Here is a 15,142-nt window from a genome sequence, read left to right on the forward strand (position 1 = left end):
ACCGGACTGAATTGGGCGGTGCCTCATCCCAATCAAGGAATGCCCATGGATAAACTCACCGCAGGCCTGTTTACATCCCATGACCTGATCACCCGCTTTCTCATCCGCTTCAAAAATGCGTTGCTGGTTGCGACTGTACTAAGCGTTATCGGGTATTTTTGGCTCCAGCATGCTCAGCAAACAGCGCAGTTTCAGCGGCTGTTACTCGAGCCCAAAACGGATGACCTGATTTTGGTTGATTTAGGTCGCTTTGATACGCAACGAGTCTACCAGGCCCAATATCGGATCACTCAGGTTGTGGCGACGACCGACGACATTATCACCGTCAAACAAGGGCGATATACTTATGGTCGCAAACGAGATGTAAAACGAGCAATTCAGTTAGATAACCTGATGCTGGACAATTATTTTGATGCCACGCCACTGCAATGGCCCCGCACTGAACTGGCACACTATTTTGAGCAAGGTGCGATCTACGCCATCCACCGCCCCAATGACATTTATGTCATGGGTGGGATAGTCAAGCCCAGAGTGATACCGCGCCTGCATACACCAACAGCCAAACACCGGCTCTCGCCCGACAACCAACGCGGCATAGCGCACTATCAAATGGGTGAACTGCAGCAGGCACGCGAGGCCTTTGCTCTTTCAGCGCAACAGGATGATCACTGGGGGCAGTATAATCTCGCAACCATGCTACTTGGTGGCGAAGGGGGAGAGGCAGATCCTAAGCGGGCAATCGAATTACTGCGTCAGGCCGCGACAAAAGGCAACCCCAAAGCACAAACACTGCTCAGCGAGCTGTGTCCTGGTAACAAAGCCTGTGATTAGCTAGCGCGCCACTGTTACCTGCTTAGCCTCTCCGTCAGGCTGCTCTGCATAGCGATGAATAAAAGCTTCAAATTGTGCCGCATCAGCGGGTTTCGCATGCAGGAAGCCTTGTGTGTAATCACATCCGAGCGACTGTAAAAACGCCAGCTGGGCCGGGGTTTCAACCCCCTCGGCAATCACCGTCAGATTAAGCTGTCCGGCCATGGATATAATGGCGCTCACCAGGGCTCGGTCTTCCTCGTCCTCAGGCAAGTCTCGAATAAATGCGCGATCAATTTTCAGTTTTGACAGCGGGAAACGTTTGAGATAGCTCAATGATGAATAACCCGTCCCGAAGTCATCAATAGCCAGACCAACCCCCATTGCACGCAAGGTCTCCAGCTGACGCTGAATATGGCCCGAATTGTCCGCCAATACGGTTTCAGTGATCTCCAATGTCAGCGCATCGGCCGCTAACCCGGTTTCTTTGAGTACCTTAGCAACCAGACTGGCGATGTCCTGTCGCTTAAACTGCGTACTCGACACATTCACGGAAACAAACAAGGGCTGACCCGTTTGTGTGATCCAGGACTTCGCCTGCGCACAAGCCTGATAAAGCACCCATTCACCGATAGTGATGATCAATCCCAGCTCCTCGCAGATAGGGATAAAGTCAGCAGGCGACACCAATCCCAGCTGCGGATTGTGCCATCGCAATAAGGCTTCACAACCCAGTCGCTTTTGCCCGACAATCGGCTGGTACGCCAGGTAGAGCTCACGATTTGTCAGCGCGCGGTGTAACGCCCCTTCCAGCGCACTGCGTGCTTTTGCATGCTCATGCATCGCAGAGGTAAAGAACTGAAAACAATTACGACCATGCTCTTTTGCTTTATACATGGCGCTGTCGGCATTCCTGAGCAACACTTTGCGATCTGCGCCATCATCGGGATAGAAGGTGATCCCCATGCTGCCAGACACAAACGCTTCATGGCCTTCCAGAAAAAACGGCTCACTCAACGCATGCAGTACCTTGGTCGCCAGTTTTTCCATGTCACTGATCTTCGCCATATCGGGCAACAGCAGCGCAAATTCATCACCACCTAATCGCGCAACGGTATCCGAGTTACGGGTACACTCTCGGATCCGGTTGGCCGCTTCAATCAATAATTGGTCGCCAATATGGTGTCCCAGCGTATCATTCACGGCTTTAAAGCGGTCCAGATCGATAAAGCACACCGCCAGACGAGTTTGCTTTTGTTTCGCTTGTGCCAGCGCCAAATCAAACTTAGTGTGATAATGGTGACGATTTGCCAGCCCGGTAAGATTGTCAAAGTTGGCCTGCTGCCACATCAGCTGTTCATTGCGCTTACGTGACGTAATATCATTAAACAATGCCACATACATATCGATTTCGCCCGCGGCATCAAACACCGCTGACACCTGCAACCAGCTTGGATAAACCTCACCATTTTTGCGTTTATTCCAGATCTCACCTTCCCAGTGTCCACGCGAGGTTAGCGCATCATACAACTGAGCAAAATAGGCCGCATCGTGCCGACCTGAATTGAATATCGATGGTGTGTTACCCAGTACCTCTGCAGCCGAGAAGCCAGTGATGTCGGTGAAAGCCTGATTCACCATCTGGATCTGATTGTCACGATTCGACACCAATACCCCTTCGCTGGTTGTCGAAAATACCGTGCTGGCCAGGCGTTGTTCTTTTTCGCCCGCAAGGCGCTTGCTGATGTCCTGGATCAAATAAATCGATCCAGTCTCCGTGCCCGCATTATCCAGCACTGGAGTTTTACTAATCTCAACATCGCGCCGTTTACCCGCCAGCGTAACCTGACATTCCACAGGCTCAGCACCCAGGTTATCCAGGCAGCGACAGTCCTCCATAATAAGCGCCATTGGGCGCCCCTGAATGCTGCCTAAATCTCGCCGGGCAGCCTGATTGGCCGAGGCCACCACATTACTCGAATTGGTATAGATGAGATAATCACCAATGGCATTAAAAATAGCACTGAAGCGGTTTTTCTGTAGTTCGGTGCGGCGTTTGGCGCGGCGTAAGCGCAAGGTAAATAACACCAGCACTAAAATAGAACCACCAAGAATCGCAATCACGCTGCCGAGCAAGATCAACTGCACCGTATTCGCCTCTTTCAACTCAGCAGTTTGCAGGGCGACTTGCTGCTCAAGGTTAGACTGGTAATGCCATAAGTCTCGCTCCAGACTGCGTTGTGCACTGATATCCTGGATCACCGACAACAACAGTGGCTGACCCTGTTCATTGCTAAACGGGGCAGAATACACACTGACGGTTCTGATTTCCTGGCTGGCCAGCTGATGCTGAAAGATAAAATAATTGCGCCCTTCGCTGAGCGCAGACATTCTCTCCTGCTCAACCTGCTGGGGTGTAAACTGATTGATCTGCTGGATCTGCATAGTTTCCAGCCGGGCCTGAGAGTAGCCATAAAAACGCGCCGCGGCCTCATTCGCCTGAACGATGTTGCCGGTTTTTGGCTCAATGAGTAACATCACCGCACTATGCTGCTCAAACGCACTCGCAGGCAAAAATGGCTGCACGGTTGAACTACTCGCAGCGGAGCAAAACAAGGCCAGAATGGCAATACATGAGCTGGCTATTATGGTTGTTATCTTCAAGCCGCCTCCAAACAAATACTGCGCAATGCAACTGACTATAACTGAAAGCCAAAAGCAAAGATATATACCCAGTTCAGACTATTGCGCCGAATCAATTATTTCCTCTGTTAGCATAATAGTCGCTAATAGAACTTTGATACACCCACAGTATGCCCTTTTTCACCTAAGTTCCCCCTGCCAGTAAACCAAACCGGCAAACCAGTCGTAAATCTCTGTTCTACATCTGGCGACTTGTTATACTAGCGCCATAAAGTCTGTGCAGCCCAAATTAATGATGAAATATAAAGATTTGAGAGAATTTATTGCTCTGCTGGAAAAGCAGGGCGAACTGGTACGGGTCAGCCAGCCCATCTCCACAAAACTGGAGATGACTGAAATTGCCGACCGTACATTACGGGCCGGTGGACCGGCTATCCTGTTTGAAAACCCCATTGGCTTTGATATGCCAGTACTGGCTAATCTATTTGGTACCCCCAAACGTGTTGCAATGGGCATGGGCCAGGATGACGTCAGTGAATTACGCGAAGTCGGTAAGCTGTTGGCATTTCTAAAAGAGCCTGAACCACCTAAGGGGATCAAAGAAGCACTTGGGCAAATACCGGTCTTTAAGCAAGTACTGAATATGCCGACGAAGGAGCTCAAAAAAGCCCCATGTCAGCAAGTAGTAATGAGCGGCGATGAGGTCGATCTCACCCGCCTCCCTATCCAGCATTGCTGGCCTGGTGATGCAGCACCGCTTATCACCTGGGGGCTAACCGTCACCCGTGGACCGCATAAAAAGCGCCAGAACCTGGGCATTTACCGCCAACAGCTGATCGGAAAAAACAAGATCATTATGCGCTGGCTCTCCCACCGAGGCGGCGCACTGGATTTCCAGGAGTGGTGCCAGCAAAATCCGGGAGAACCATATCCTGTGTCTGTTGCCCTGGGTGCTGATCCTGCCACTATTCTGGGTGCCGTTACCCCGGTCCCCGACACCTTGAGCGAATACGCCTTTGCAGGCCTGTTACGCGGCAGTAAAACCGAAGTAGTCAAGTCTATTTCCAATGACCTACATGTCCCGGCCACCGCTGAAATTATCCTGGAAGGCTACATTCAGCCGGGTGAAACCGCGCCGGAAGGCCCTTATGGCGACCATACTGGCTACTACAATGAAGTAGATGATTTCCCGGTGATGACAGTGACACATATCACACACCGTGAAAATCCCATTTACCACAGCACCTACACCGGCCGCCCACCCGATGAACCGGCCATCCTGGGGGTTGCGCTCAACGAAGTCTTTGTGCCGATTTTACAAAAGCAATTTCCAGAGATTGTCGACTTTTATCTGCCACCAGAAGGCTGCTCGTATCGAATGGCGGTCGTCACTATGAAAAAACAATACCCAGGCCATGCCAAGCGCGTGATGCTGGGGGTGTGGTCGTTTCTGCGCCAGTTTATGTACACCAAATTTGTGATTGTGTGTGACGATGATGTCAATGCCAGAGACTGGAATGATGTGATCTGGGCAATTACCACGCGCATGGATCCAGCCAGGGATACCACTATGATAGAGAACACGCCAATTGATTACCTCGACTTCGCATCACCCGTGTCTGGCCTTGGCTCGAAAATGGGAATGGATGCCACCAACAAGTGGCCGGGTGAAACCGATCGGGAATGGGGAGAGCCCATTGTGATGGACGAGGCAACCAAACAACGCGTTGATGAAATTTGGGATAGCCTGAAAATCATTAAGACATAATGAATCCGACAGACTTTTTTCTGGTATGCGACGATAAGCTAACTGGGAATCTGTCTGTCTTGGTGTGAAAGCGGTTACAGGGTCAACCTGAGTGTGCTAAAGTGCACACACTTTCACCACCGTGCTTATTTTCTAAGGTAAAAAATGCAAGTACTCAAAGCCACAGTGGCCGAGATTTCGCCACTGACCGAATACGTCTCTAAAGTTGTCTTAACACCGGAGCAGGATGCCGAATTTGCAGCTGGCCATTACCTGCAATTAGTACTGGGTGAAAAAGACAAGCGTGCCTTCTCAATCGCCAGCAGCCCATCGAAGAAAAATGCCCTCGAGCTGCATATTGGCGCTTCAGGTGCCGACTCTTATGCGATGCAAGCATTGGATCATTTAAAAGCCGCCCACACGAACCAAACGCAAGTTGATTTGGAAGTGGGCCTGGGTGTTTCTCAGGTTCGCCCTGAACAGGCAAGACCCCTGGTATTGTTGGCAGGCGGTACAGGATTTTCGTACGTTAAATCCATGGCAGACCACCTTGCTGAAATTAACTACGATCAGCCGGTACTATTCTACTGGGGTGTTAAAGAAGAGTCTGCGCTGTATGCTAAGGCAGACATGGAAGCATGGGCAAATAGCAAAGCAAACTTTCAGTTTATTCCTGTGGTTGAACATGCATCAGAGCAATGGAAAGGCCATACCGGTTATGTCCACCAGGCGGTCATGAAAGACATCGTCTCACTTGAGCCATACAGTGTCTACATGGCGGGCCGTTTTGACATGATAGGCATAGTGCGCGACGACTTCATCAATCATGGCGCGCAACGTGAGTTCATGTTCGCAGACGCTTTTGCATTTATCAAATAATGCCCTGTGATGCGCGGTTGCCCAACCGCGCATTCAATCCATAAAATCAATCACTCTGATACAAATAATCCATTTTAAAAATTGATGATAGTTATCCATACTGGGTTTGTCACTTAACAGGAGAACCCCCATGGCTAAACAATTTATCTCAGACATCATGGCCACACAATTTCCGCTGATCACCCCTGATACTGAAATCACGCAGGCCATCGCACAGCTAGAAAAGTTTGCCCTTTTTGGCGCCCCGGTCCAGGACTGTAATGGTAAACTGGTCGGCTTTATTTCCGAACAACAACTGCTTGCGCCATTGCTACAAAGTAGCTATTTCTGTGATGGTGCCACTCAGGTTGGTCAGTTGATGCGTAAGGACACTTTGTCGGTCAGCAAAACAACCACGGTCGTGGATTTAGCGGCGCAGATGCAACAAGACAAACCAAAAATCTATCCGGTTGTCGATAATGATAAGGTGATAGCGGTGGTTACCCGCAGCCAAGTGCTGAGTGCACTAAAAGAAAACTACTTAAGCTGCTCAGCACACTGAGCAGCTCACCGAACGGCTATCGCGGATTACACATACTTTTGTAACAACGCCTGTTTGTCTGAATCACTCAAAAAAGCAATCTCAACCGCATTCTTTTGTGCCTGGAGGATATCTGCTCCACTGAGACCTGCCTGTGGTGCAGCACGTTCAAATTCATTGTCCAGCTCCACGCCTTGTACCGCAGGATCATCTGTATTGATGGTAGCCAAAATACCATGATCTAAAAACTGTTTGAGCGGATGCGTCTCAATGCTCGCCACGGTGCTGGTTTGCAGGTTGCTAGTCAGGCAAGACTCAATACCAATGCGATTATCACGCAGGTAGTCCATCAGTTTAGGATCTTCAATGGCTTTCACACCATGGCCAATCCGTGTCGCGCCCAGCTCGTTGATAGCCTGCCAGATACTGCTGGCTCCTTCGGCTTCGCCGGCATGAATTGTTGCGCCCAAATACGCGTCACGGACTTGTTTAAAATGATCAATGAACAAAGCACCCGGGAAGCCTATTTCATCCCCGGCCAAATCCACAGCCACTAAATCGTTTTTGAACGCCAACAGGGCATCGAGTTCATATTGGCATTTTTCAACACCAAAGGTGCGCGACATAATACCAATCAAATTCACCTTGATATCCCGACCCCGCGTGGCCGATTTTATGCCATCGACCACCGCCTCGACCACGCCTTGTGGATGTAAGTTATGGGTTTTAGCCATATAGTAAGGACTGAAGCGTAGCTCAGTGTAATCCATCTTCTGTGCAATGGCGTCTTCCACATTTTCAACTGCAATACGGCGACACGCATCGTAATCACCCAGCACTTTAACGCCCCAGTCCAGCTTGGCCAGAAAGGCCATCAGGTTTGGTGCATTGTCAATGACCTGAACATGTGGCCTTAACCCTTCCACGTCGTGAGCAGGCAGCGGCATATTAAACTGCTGACCAAGGTCTAAAATGGTCTCAGCACGCACGTTACCGTCTAAGTGGCGGTGTAAATCAAGTAAAGGTAGTTTGGTATTGATCATAAGGCACTCGGATTGCAGATAAAATTTTTCAGATCATACGCAGCTTAAGTGTAGTTTCAAGGACAAATATCCGCAAAGCAGAATATTCATAGCAAAAAAAACCGGTCAGGTGACCGGTGTTTTGACTGTGTCTTGGTATTATTGAGTGGCCAACAGGTAGGCTTTATCAAATTGCCCGGTTTGGGCATAAGCGCGCTGTGCTTGCTGCTGCCACAACGTTTGCCAGGGTGACTTTGCCAGCGTGTCGAAAATCTTGGCTGCCAGTTCATACTCTCCCTCAGCATTGGCCAAACAAGCCAGACTAAATAACAACTCTGGTTGCTCCGGCTGCTTGTGTAATGCGGTCTGTATCAGTTTACGCAACTCTGGGTCTGAGCTGCCAGCATACTGCAACGCCTCAGCGAGCTGCAGGTACTGACCTTTTTTCAGATATTTTAATAAGTCACCGCGCACGGCATCAAATTGTCCCTGTCGCAAGGCTTGCTGAGTCAAAGCGCCAGCCGCCATAGGACGCAGCGCTTTGGGTAGCGCGTTAAAGGTAGCCTGCGCCGAGTTATCATCTATGGCAAACAACGCATTAAGGTGCTTTTTCCAGTGCGCTTCAGACCAGCGCAATTGTTTATGTTTTTGCTGGATTAGCGTCAACGCTTGTTCACGCTGCCCGGCCTGGATCAGCGCTTCCAGGTAACTGGCAATCACATTGTCTGGGACTTTTTTCTCATCCATTTGTGCACCCAGTAAAGACAATGCCTGCTCCCCCTGATTGGCTTGCAGCCATAACTTGGCGACCTGCCCCTGTGACTCTGGAGACATCTCCTGCAACTGTGCCAACGCCTGTGTAGACTGTTGCTGCTGCAACGCAACCCGCGCCGCCATTGCACGCTGCTGATCTTGCCACTGAACAGGTAAGTCAGCGATGGCCAGGGCTTGCTGCAACTGCGCGTCATCATCATTAATGCATGCCCAGACAGCCGCTTCCAGTGCTTGTTGCTGACGCTTATTTTTACGCCCTTTTAGCCAGCCTCGGCTGCGAGCGAATGTCCGCCACAGCGCACCCAACACGCTCAATACCAAAGCACCAAGCAACACAGCAAAAATCACAATCACAGCCAGCGCAAACAAAGAGGTCTCTATGGTGTGGTTGTTCACCGCAATCAACAAGTAGCCTTTTTCATCAATCAACAAATGGCCTGCTGCCAGCACACCCAGCAGCACAATGATCGAGATCAGTGTACGTGTCATTGTAACCACTCCTTCACCGCCTGTGGGGTTTGTAATTCAAGGGCTGTTTGTGCTGTAAACTCTTTTTGTTGCAGCGCTTTCAAACCTGCCTGCATCGCAACGACAGCACTGTTATCAGAGCGATAATAACGCGCTAAGGTCATGCCGGCACCTTCCAGTGCAGTGAAATACACACTCTGCTGTTGCTGCATCAGAGCGGTCTGCGCCTGACGCAGATAACTGTTCAGCTGAGCGCGAATAAGCTGCTGTTCCTGAGCATCCAGTATCGGGTCAATGACTGGTTTATCGTGGGTGCGAAACTTAATAAATTGATCCTGGATTTTTAACCATGAGCGCCAGGCATTGGCTTTCCAGTCACTCACCTGCTCCGTTAATTCACGCTGTTCGATTTGTGGATCTGCTGGCTTGGTCATGATCTGTAACGGTAAATCGTCAGCCTGAGTCACATAACCGTGCAAGTCCAAATACAAGGCTTCCAGCTGCGGTTTAGGCTGAGCCTTCAAGAGCGCCAGATCAGCGGCAATGGCGGTTTGCACAGTCGTTGTATTACTTTGTTCACGCACCAGTGAGTGCAAGCGTGTCAGGGTCGCGGCAGCAGCCAGATAATGGCGCTGAATATTGGCCTGAAACTCGGCGCTGCGTGTCAGGGCTGCAATTTCTGCTTTTTGAGCGCTCCCAAGCTGCTGCTTGGCTGTCTGCAAGGTCGCCTGTAATCGCTGTTCAAGCTCACGCGTTTGCGCCTGGAGTTGCTGTGCGACTGCTTGTTCGCGTTGAGCCAACTGCCCATGTAACTCAGTCAGTGCCTGTTTACTGGACGCCAGCTCGGCGTGTAATTGCTGATTATCCTGAGTCACCTGCGCCAGCGTTTGCTGATACTGAGTCAGCTGCTGTTGTCCCAGATAATAGACACCCGCAGCACCCACTCCGGAAGTCAGCGCCACCAGCAGAGCCAGGATGGCCGTTTTACTGATTTTGCCCGACACAGCGGCGGGATTGGATGACTTGTCCGAAGACTGAGGGCTTGACTGACTTTGTTGTTGTTCTGTCATAGTTCCACCTTGGCGGGGCTGATTATCCATTATGCAGGCCAGTAACGCATCGTTATCTGCGCCTGCACTGATGGCGATTTGTTTGTCCTTTATCGCGTATTGTTCGCGAAGGTATTCTGCGCTGCGCTGACTGACCAGATAAAACCGACGGCAGCTCAGCCAGTTTAGTAATTCGCTCTGCTGGGTATTAAAGATGGCATCAATGGCCGCATTACTGGTGATCACTATACCGTCAATGCTTTGCCTTTGCCAGTGGTCCAACCAGATATCAGACCCGGTGGCAGCCGGGATCCGCTCATACACCACACAATGTGATACCCGGGCGCCACGCTGCTTCAGCATCTGACTGATCAACGTACGCCCTCCACGCCCTTTCACTACCACCACTCTCTTATCTTCAACCTGCTGCAGTGCGGGTAAGGCAAGTACCCCCTCAGAGTCATGCTGCTCAGGTACGATGGCGCGGCGGTCAAAACAGGCTTCTATGGCCGCTGCAGTTTTGTCACCTACAGCAAAAAACTGACAGTCGGGTGAAAAGGTAGGCTGATGCTGTGCCAGGTAATACACCGCATCCTGAGAAATGAAAATAAGCTGTTCTGCTTCCATGATAGGTGCAAGTTCAGTATCACTAACTGGCAGCTTTACTAGCTCCAGCACTGGGGTACAGTCACAGCTGATCCCCTGTGCCTCAAGCTGTTCACCAAGCAACGCTCCTTTGCCTGCCGGGCGGGTGATGGCTAGTTTCACATTAGTTGTCCCGGTAAACCTCAGCCAAAACTTGGTCCGCACCTTGTGCCAGCAAAGATTCCGCCAGGCGGACTCCCAATTGCTCAGCATCGGCAACCGGCCCGCTTTGCTCGCCGCGTAAAATCTGACTACCGTCTATGGCACCTACCAGCCCACGCAGGGTAAGTTGCTCGCCGTCGATTTCTGCATAAGCGCCAATTGGCACCTGACAGCCACCTTCCAGACGGCGGTTCATTGCACGCTCAGCCAGCACACGCATGCGTGTTTCGCTGTGCTCAAGCGGGGCAAGCCAGGCCTGAACCTGCGCATCGTCACTGCGACATTCAATACCCACGGCCCCCTGACCATTGGCAGGCAGCGAGTCTTCAACACTCACAAAACTGGCGATCCGTTCGGCCATCTCCAGTCGGATCAATCCCGCAGCCGCAAGAATAATGGCATCGAACTCACCAGCATCCAACTTTGCCAGGCGCGTGTTCACATTGCCACGTAAATCTTTGATCACCAAGTCCGGGCGCTGGGCGCGGATCTGACATTGACGACGCAGGCTTGAGGTGCCAACTACAGCACCAGCCGGAAGCTCAGACAGCGACTTGTAGCGGTTCGAAACAAATGCATCACGGGGATCTTCACGCTCACAAATGGTGTGCAGTTCCAAACCATCAGGGAAATCAACAGGGACATCTTTCATCGAGTGTACGGCAATATCCGCACGACCTTCCAGCATGGCTTGCTCCAGCTCTTTCACAAACAGCCCCTTACCGCCGATTTTTGCCAGTGGTGTGTCCAGGATCTTGTCACCTTTGGTCGACATAGGGACCAGTTCAACCGTCAGGTCGGTGTGGAACTTCTCCAGTTCAGCTTTCACATACTCGGCCTGCCATAAGGCCAGCGCACTTTTTCTTGTTGCGATGCGCAACACATTTTTTTTCGTCGTCATGCTTTACTCAGTCTGCTCACTATTGAGCGGTTGCGATAATTCTAAAGGTTTTTTGTGCCAGTAGCCGATCATCTGCGGTTATCACTTCAATACGCCATTGACCACTTTGGCTGGGCATTATGTTTTTGCTGGAGTAGGTGCGATGCCGGTAAGCACTGATAGCCAAATCAATCTCCGCCATCAATTGATCCTGATGAAACCATAAATGGCGAATGGTTTGTCCCTGCAAGCCTCGCACTTCGGTAAAGAAATACAGCTTATCCGCAAAGGCCGATTGCTCAACACTGTCTTTGAGCACATTCACCGGCTCCCGGTTCATCACTTCGGTGGTCAACACGGCACGGCTAATATGCTTAGTATCAACCTGGGCTGCCATGGCGACACTGGCAACCTGCGCGTCCTCAGCAAAACGCTTAGTCGGTGCATTGCTATTATCGTAGTCAACGGTCAAATCAGCAGTCTCCTGCTCATCAGCTACCACCGCTTCTTCATCGGTCAACTCAGGCTCATCCTGGCTCTTTACCACTGTTGCCGACACCACTAAATTCGCTGTGGCTTGCGGCAATTCAGCCACCACCGGCTCGGATACCAATGTCGCTGAGACAGGCTCAGAGGCAAGGCGCCTTTCAGGCTCACTGGCAGGCTCTAAAAAGTCAGAGTCAGCAGTATCAATGACACCGTCAGCCTGTTCCGGTTGCTGGTAGGTATTCATCGTTGTCACAGGCTGCTCATCGGCACTGACCGAATTCACGATCCCATAAAACAAAGCGGCCAGGCCAAATGCTGCCGCGCTGCCAACCACACCAATGCGGCGCCAGTGGTACTGGTATGTTACGGACTTAGCCGGGGCTTCACTTGCTTTCGTTACCGCTGTTTTAATCACAATGCGTTGTGTCATGGGGGATCACTCTGTTATCACGTTAATCTGGCCAGTAACCAGGTGCGAATTGCCTCCAGCTCTTCCTGACAAACCTGATGCTGCATCGGGTAATCCTGCCAGCTTACTTCATAGCCTTGTGCTTGTAAGGTCTCAAATGCTTGTCGCCCTGCGACCATTGGCACCACGGGATCAAGGCTGCCATGAGCCATAAACACGTTCAGGTCGGTTTGGACAGCTTGTTGCGCAAGTTTTTCCGGAGCGCACATGTAGCAAGATAACGCCATCACGCCACCCAAGTGCGCCTTAAAACGCGGCGCCACATGCAGGGCCATCACGCCGCCTTGAGAAAAACCTGCCAAAATAATACGCTCTGCAGGGATCCCTGCAGCCAGTTCAGCCTCAATAAGCGCCTCAACCAACTTCGCAGAGTCTCTCACACCCGCTTCGTCGGCTCTTTTATCCAGATCAAAGGATTTGATGTCATACCAGGAGCGCATCACCATGCCATTGTTCACAGTGACAGGCTGCTCAGGCGCGTGCGGAAAAATAAACCGCACGCCCAGTTCAGCAGGTAATCGTAACTCAGGGGCAATCGGCAAGAAGCCTTCTCCTGAATCACCAAGACCATGTAACCAAATCACGCTTGCCCTGTGGGTTCCCTGGGCTGGGTATTCTACGAACGGCAGCATTAGTCGTGCTGCCATTCAATAGTTTGACCGGCCTGACGCGTGGCTGCATCACTCATAAACTGCCAGAACTCAGCGCCGCTGCGGTTGTCTATCCACTGCGTATCGCGCAGCTCAAAATGATGCCCATTAAATTTAGTGGCGACCCACACTTGGTGCAGCGGGGCTTGCTTGTTAATCACAATTTTACTACGGTCCGGAAAAATAATTTCCAGGATCCCGGATGCCGATTCATAATCCAGGTCGACCTCGCAGTCATCAATTTGTTCCTCAATGGTCAACATTAACGCATCGGCTAACTCGTGATATTCATGATCTGTCATAGCTTGATCCTTACTGTGCAAACCCCGAAAGTCCGCCGCTCAGGCGGAATTAAATTTACTTTCTAAGCTGCTTTTTTTACCAATTCTGTTACTCTGCGATTATAAAGGCACTGACATCATTAATCTAATGAAAGCGACATACACTCAATTTAGCCTATTTACCCTGATCTTGACCAGCCTCTTGCTACTAAGTGCATGCGGTCAAAGTGGGCCTTTGTATTTACCCGAACAACGTCCCCAACCGACCAATGCGCCCGAGCAAGCACCTCAGCCTGCCCAGGATACTACACCGTCTGAAAACGATGATACGAAACAGGAGTCGTAAATGGATTTCTTTCACTATCAGGATAACCAATTGCATGCCGAGCAGGTGCCCATAAGCGACATCGCTGCACAATATGGTACACCTTTTTATGTGTATTCACGCAAGACGCTGGAGCGTCATTATCATGCATTCACCGATGCCGCACAGGGACATCCACATCTGGTGTGTTATGCCGTCAAAGCCAACAGTAACCTGGCGGTACTCAATGTACTTGCCAGACTCGGCGCAGGCTTTGATATCGTGTCCCAGGGTGAGTTAGCACGGGTGCTCAAAGCAGGCGGCGATCCCACCAAAATTGTGTTTTCTGGTGTCGCTAAAACCGCACAGGAGATAGCTTATGCACTCAATACAGGCATCAAATGCTTTAATGTAGAGTCCGCAGCTGAATTGCATCGCATCAGCGAAGTCGCCAGTGAGCTCAATCTACGTGCGCCTATTTCAATGCGTGTGAACCCGGATATAGATGCCAAAACACACCCCTACATTTCTACCGGATTAAAAGAAAACAAGTTTGGTATCGATATCAAAGAAGCCTTTGATGTTTATCAGCTGGCTTGTGCTTTGCCAGGTCTGGAAGTAGTGGGGATAGACTTCCACATCGGCTCACAGCTTACTGAGGTTGCCCCCTTTATTGCCGCACTAGACAAAGTGCTGGCCTTGGTTCAGACCCTGGAATCAGCCGGTATCACACTGAAGCACTTGGATATTGGGGGTGGCCTGGGCGTGCCGTACGACAGTGAAAAACCACCTCACCCCAGTGCCTATGCCGCTGAAGTCAAAGCACGGCTGGCTGAGTATCAACATCTGGAGCTAATTTTTGAACCTGGTCGTGCGATTGCCGCCAACGCCGGGCTGTTGGTCACCAAAGTGGAGTACCTCAAGCCAACCAAAGAAAAGCATTTTGCCATTGTTGATGCAGGCATGAATGATATGTTGCGGCCCTCGCTGTATCAGGCCTGGCAACAAATTATTGCCGTTGCCCCCAGACAGGATGATACCCCTTTACACACTTATGATGTGGTAGGTCCGGTGTGCGAAACCGGGGACTTTATAGGTAAAGACAGACCGTTAGCTATTCAACCCGGTGATCTGCTGGCGCAACGCGGTGCAGGTGCCTATGGCTTTACCATGAGCTCAAATTACAACTCACGCCCTCGGATTGCAGAAATCATGGTCGACGGCGATACTTGTCACTTGATCCGCAAAAGAGAGACCTTAGAATCACTGTGGCAGGGTGAGCAAGTGCTTCCGTAATGGCGCACAGCATGGCAAAGTAGGGTTATCACAATCATAAATAGGTGCGGCGCA

Annotated in this window: 14 protein-coding genes; 6 read left to right on the forward strand and 8 right to left on the reverse strand. The window is 50.8% G+C overall.

The features are described 5' to 3' along the window. The first annotated feature begins 45 nt into the window (after positions 1-45). Positions 46-831, forward strand: a complete 786-nt coding sequence (locus tag MHN31_RS20105) for a tetratricopeptide repeat protein (RefSeq protein WP_194868309.1) — start codon at positions 46-48, stop codon at positions 829-831. Here the strand turns inward: MHN31_RS20105 and MHN31_RS20110 are convergent, their stop codons facing one another. Beyond that, positions 832-3,474: an EAL domain-containing protein gene (locus MHN31_RS20110; protein WP_239445153.1), complete on the reverse strand. Its 2,643-nt coding sequence runs from the start codon at positions 3,472-3,474 to the stop codon at positions 832-834. Between the two features lie 274 nt (positions 3,475-3,748). Here MHN31_RS20110 and ubiD point away from each other — a divergent pair, with 274 nt between their 5' ends. The 3 genes from ubiD (at position 3,749) to MHN31_RS20125 (ending at position 6,620) form a co-directional block, all read left to right on the forward strand. Further along, positions 3,749-5,221: a 4-hydroxy-3-polyprenylbenzoate decarboxylase gene (gene ubiD / locus MHN31_RS20115; protein WP_125564218.1), complete on the forward strand. Its 1,473-nt coding sequence runs from the start codon at positions 3,749-3,751 to the stop codon at positions 5,219-5,221. Between the two features lie 144 nt (positions 5,222-5,365). Further along, positions 5,366-6,079, forward strand: a complete 714-nt coding sequence (fre, locus tag MHN31_RS20120) for an NAD(P)H-flavin reductase (protein ID WP_125564131.1) — start codon at positions 5,366-5,368, stop codon at positions 6,077-6,079. A gap of 130 nt (positions 6,080-6,209) precedes the next feature. Continuing rightward, a complete protein-coding gene (locus tag MHN31_RS20125; protein WP_239445154.1) occupies positions 6,210-6,620 on the forward strand; it encodes a CBS domain-containing protein in 411 nt (136 codons plus the stop codon). 26 nt (positions 6,621-6,646) lie between these two features. On the opposite strand, the gene add is transcribed toward MHN31_RS20125, so the two are convergent. From add to cyaY, 7 genes are all read right to left on the reverse strand, one after another. Then, positions 6,647-7,642: an adenosine deaminase gene (gene add / locus MHN31_RS20130; protein WP_125564134.1), complete on the reverse strand. Its 996-nt coding sequence runs from the start codon at positions 7,640-7,642 to the stop codon at positions 6,647-6,649. A gap of 138 nt (positions 7,643-7,780) precedes the next feature. Next, positions 7,781-8,884 (reverse strand): heme biosynthesis HemY N-terminal domain-containing protein, encoded by a 1,104-nt coding sequence (locus MHN31_RS20135; RefSeq protein WP_239445155.1) that lies wholly within the window; start codon positions 8,882-8,884, stop codon positions 7,781-7,783. After that, positions 8,881-10,680 (reverse strand): uroporphyrinogen-III C-methyltransferase, encoded by a 1,800-nt coding sequence (locus MHN31_RS20140; protein WP_239445156.1) that lies wholly within the window; start codon positions 10,678-10,680, stop codon positions 8,881-8,883. The genes MHN31_RS20135 and MHN31_RS20140 overlap by 4 nt, the downstream gene beginning before the upstream one ends. A 1-nt stretch (position 10,681) precedes the next feature. Next, positions 10,682-11,620 (reverse strand): hydroxymethylbilane synthase, encoded by a 939-nt coding sequence (gene hemC / locus MHN31_RS20145; protein ID WP_239445157.1) that lies wholly within the window; start codon positions 11,618-11,620, stop codon positions 10,682-10,684. Between the two features lie 19 nt (positions 11,621-11,639). After that, positions 11,640-12,518 (reverse strand): DUF2914 domain-containing protein, encoded by an 879-nt coding sequence (locus tag MHN31_RS20150; protein ID WP_239445158.1) that lies wholly within the window; start codon positions 12,516-12,518, stop codon positions 11,640-11,642. 17 nt (positions 12,519-12,535) lie between these two features. Next, positions 12,536-13,189, reverse strand: coding sequence for an alpha/beta fold hydrolase (locus MHN31_RS20155; RefSeq protein WP_125564220.1), 654 nt, complete (start codon positions 13,187-13,189; stop codon positions 12,536-12,538). Then, positions 13,189-13,509, reverse strand: coding sequence for an iron donor protein CyaY (gene cyaY, locus MHN31_RS20160; protein WP_010387071.1), 321 nt, complete (start codon positions 13,507-13,509; stop codon positions 13,189-13,191). The genes MHN31_RS20155 and cyaY overlap by 1 nt, the downstream gene beginning before the upstream one ends. Positions 13,510-13,636: 127 nt before the next feature. On the opposite strand from cyaY, the gene MHN31_RS20165 reads away from it, so the two are divergent. Together MHN31_RS20165 and lysA are read left to right on the forward strand one after the other, a co-directional pair. Beyond that, positions 13,637-13,834 (forward strand): lipoprotein, encoded by a 198-nt coding sequence (locus MHN31_RS20165; protein WP_125564144.1) that lies wholly within the window; start codon positions 13,637-13,639, stop codon positions 13,832-13,834. Then, positions 13,835-15,088 (forward strand): diaminopimelate decarboxylase, encoded by a 1,254-nt coding sequence (gene lysA / locus MHN31_RS20170; RefSeq protein ID WP_239445159.1) that lies wholly within the window; start codon positions 13,835-13,837, stop codon positions 15,086-15,088. Positions 15,089-15,142 lie beyond the last annotated feature (54 nt).

The sequence above is a fragment of the Pseudoalteromonas sp. McH1-42 genome (genome assembly GCF_022347845.1).
GTDB classification, from domain to species: Bacteria; Pseudomonadota; Gammaproteobacteria; order Enterobacterales; family Alteromonadaceae; genus Pseudoalteromonas; species Pseudoalteromonas rubra_D.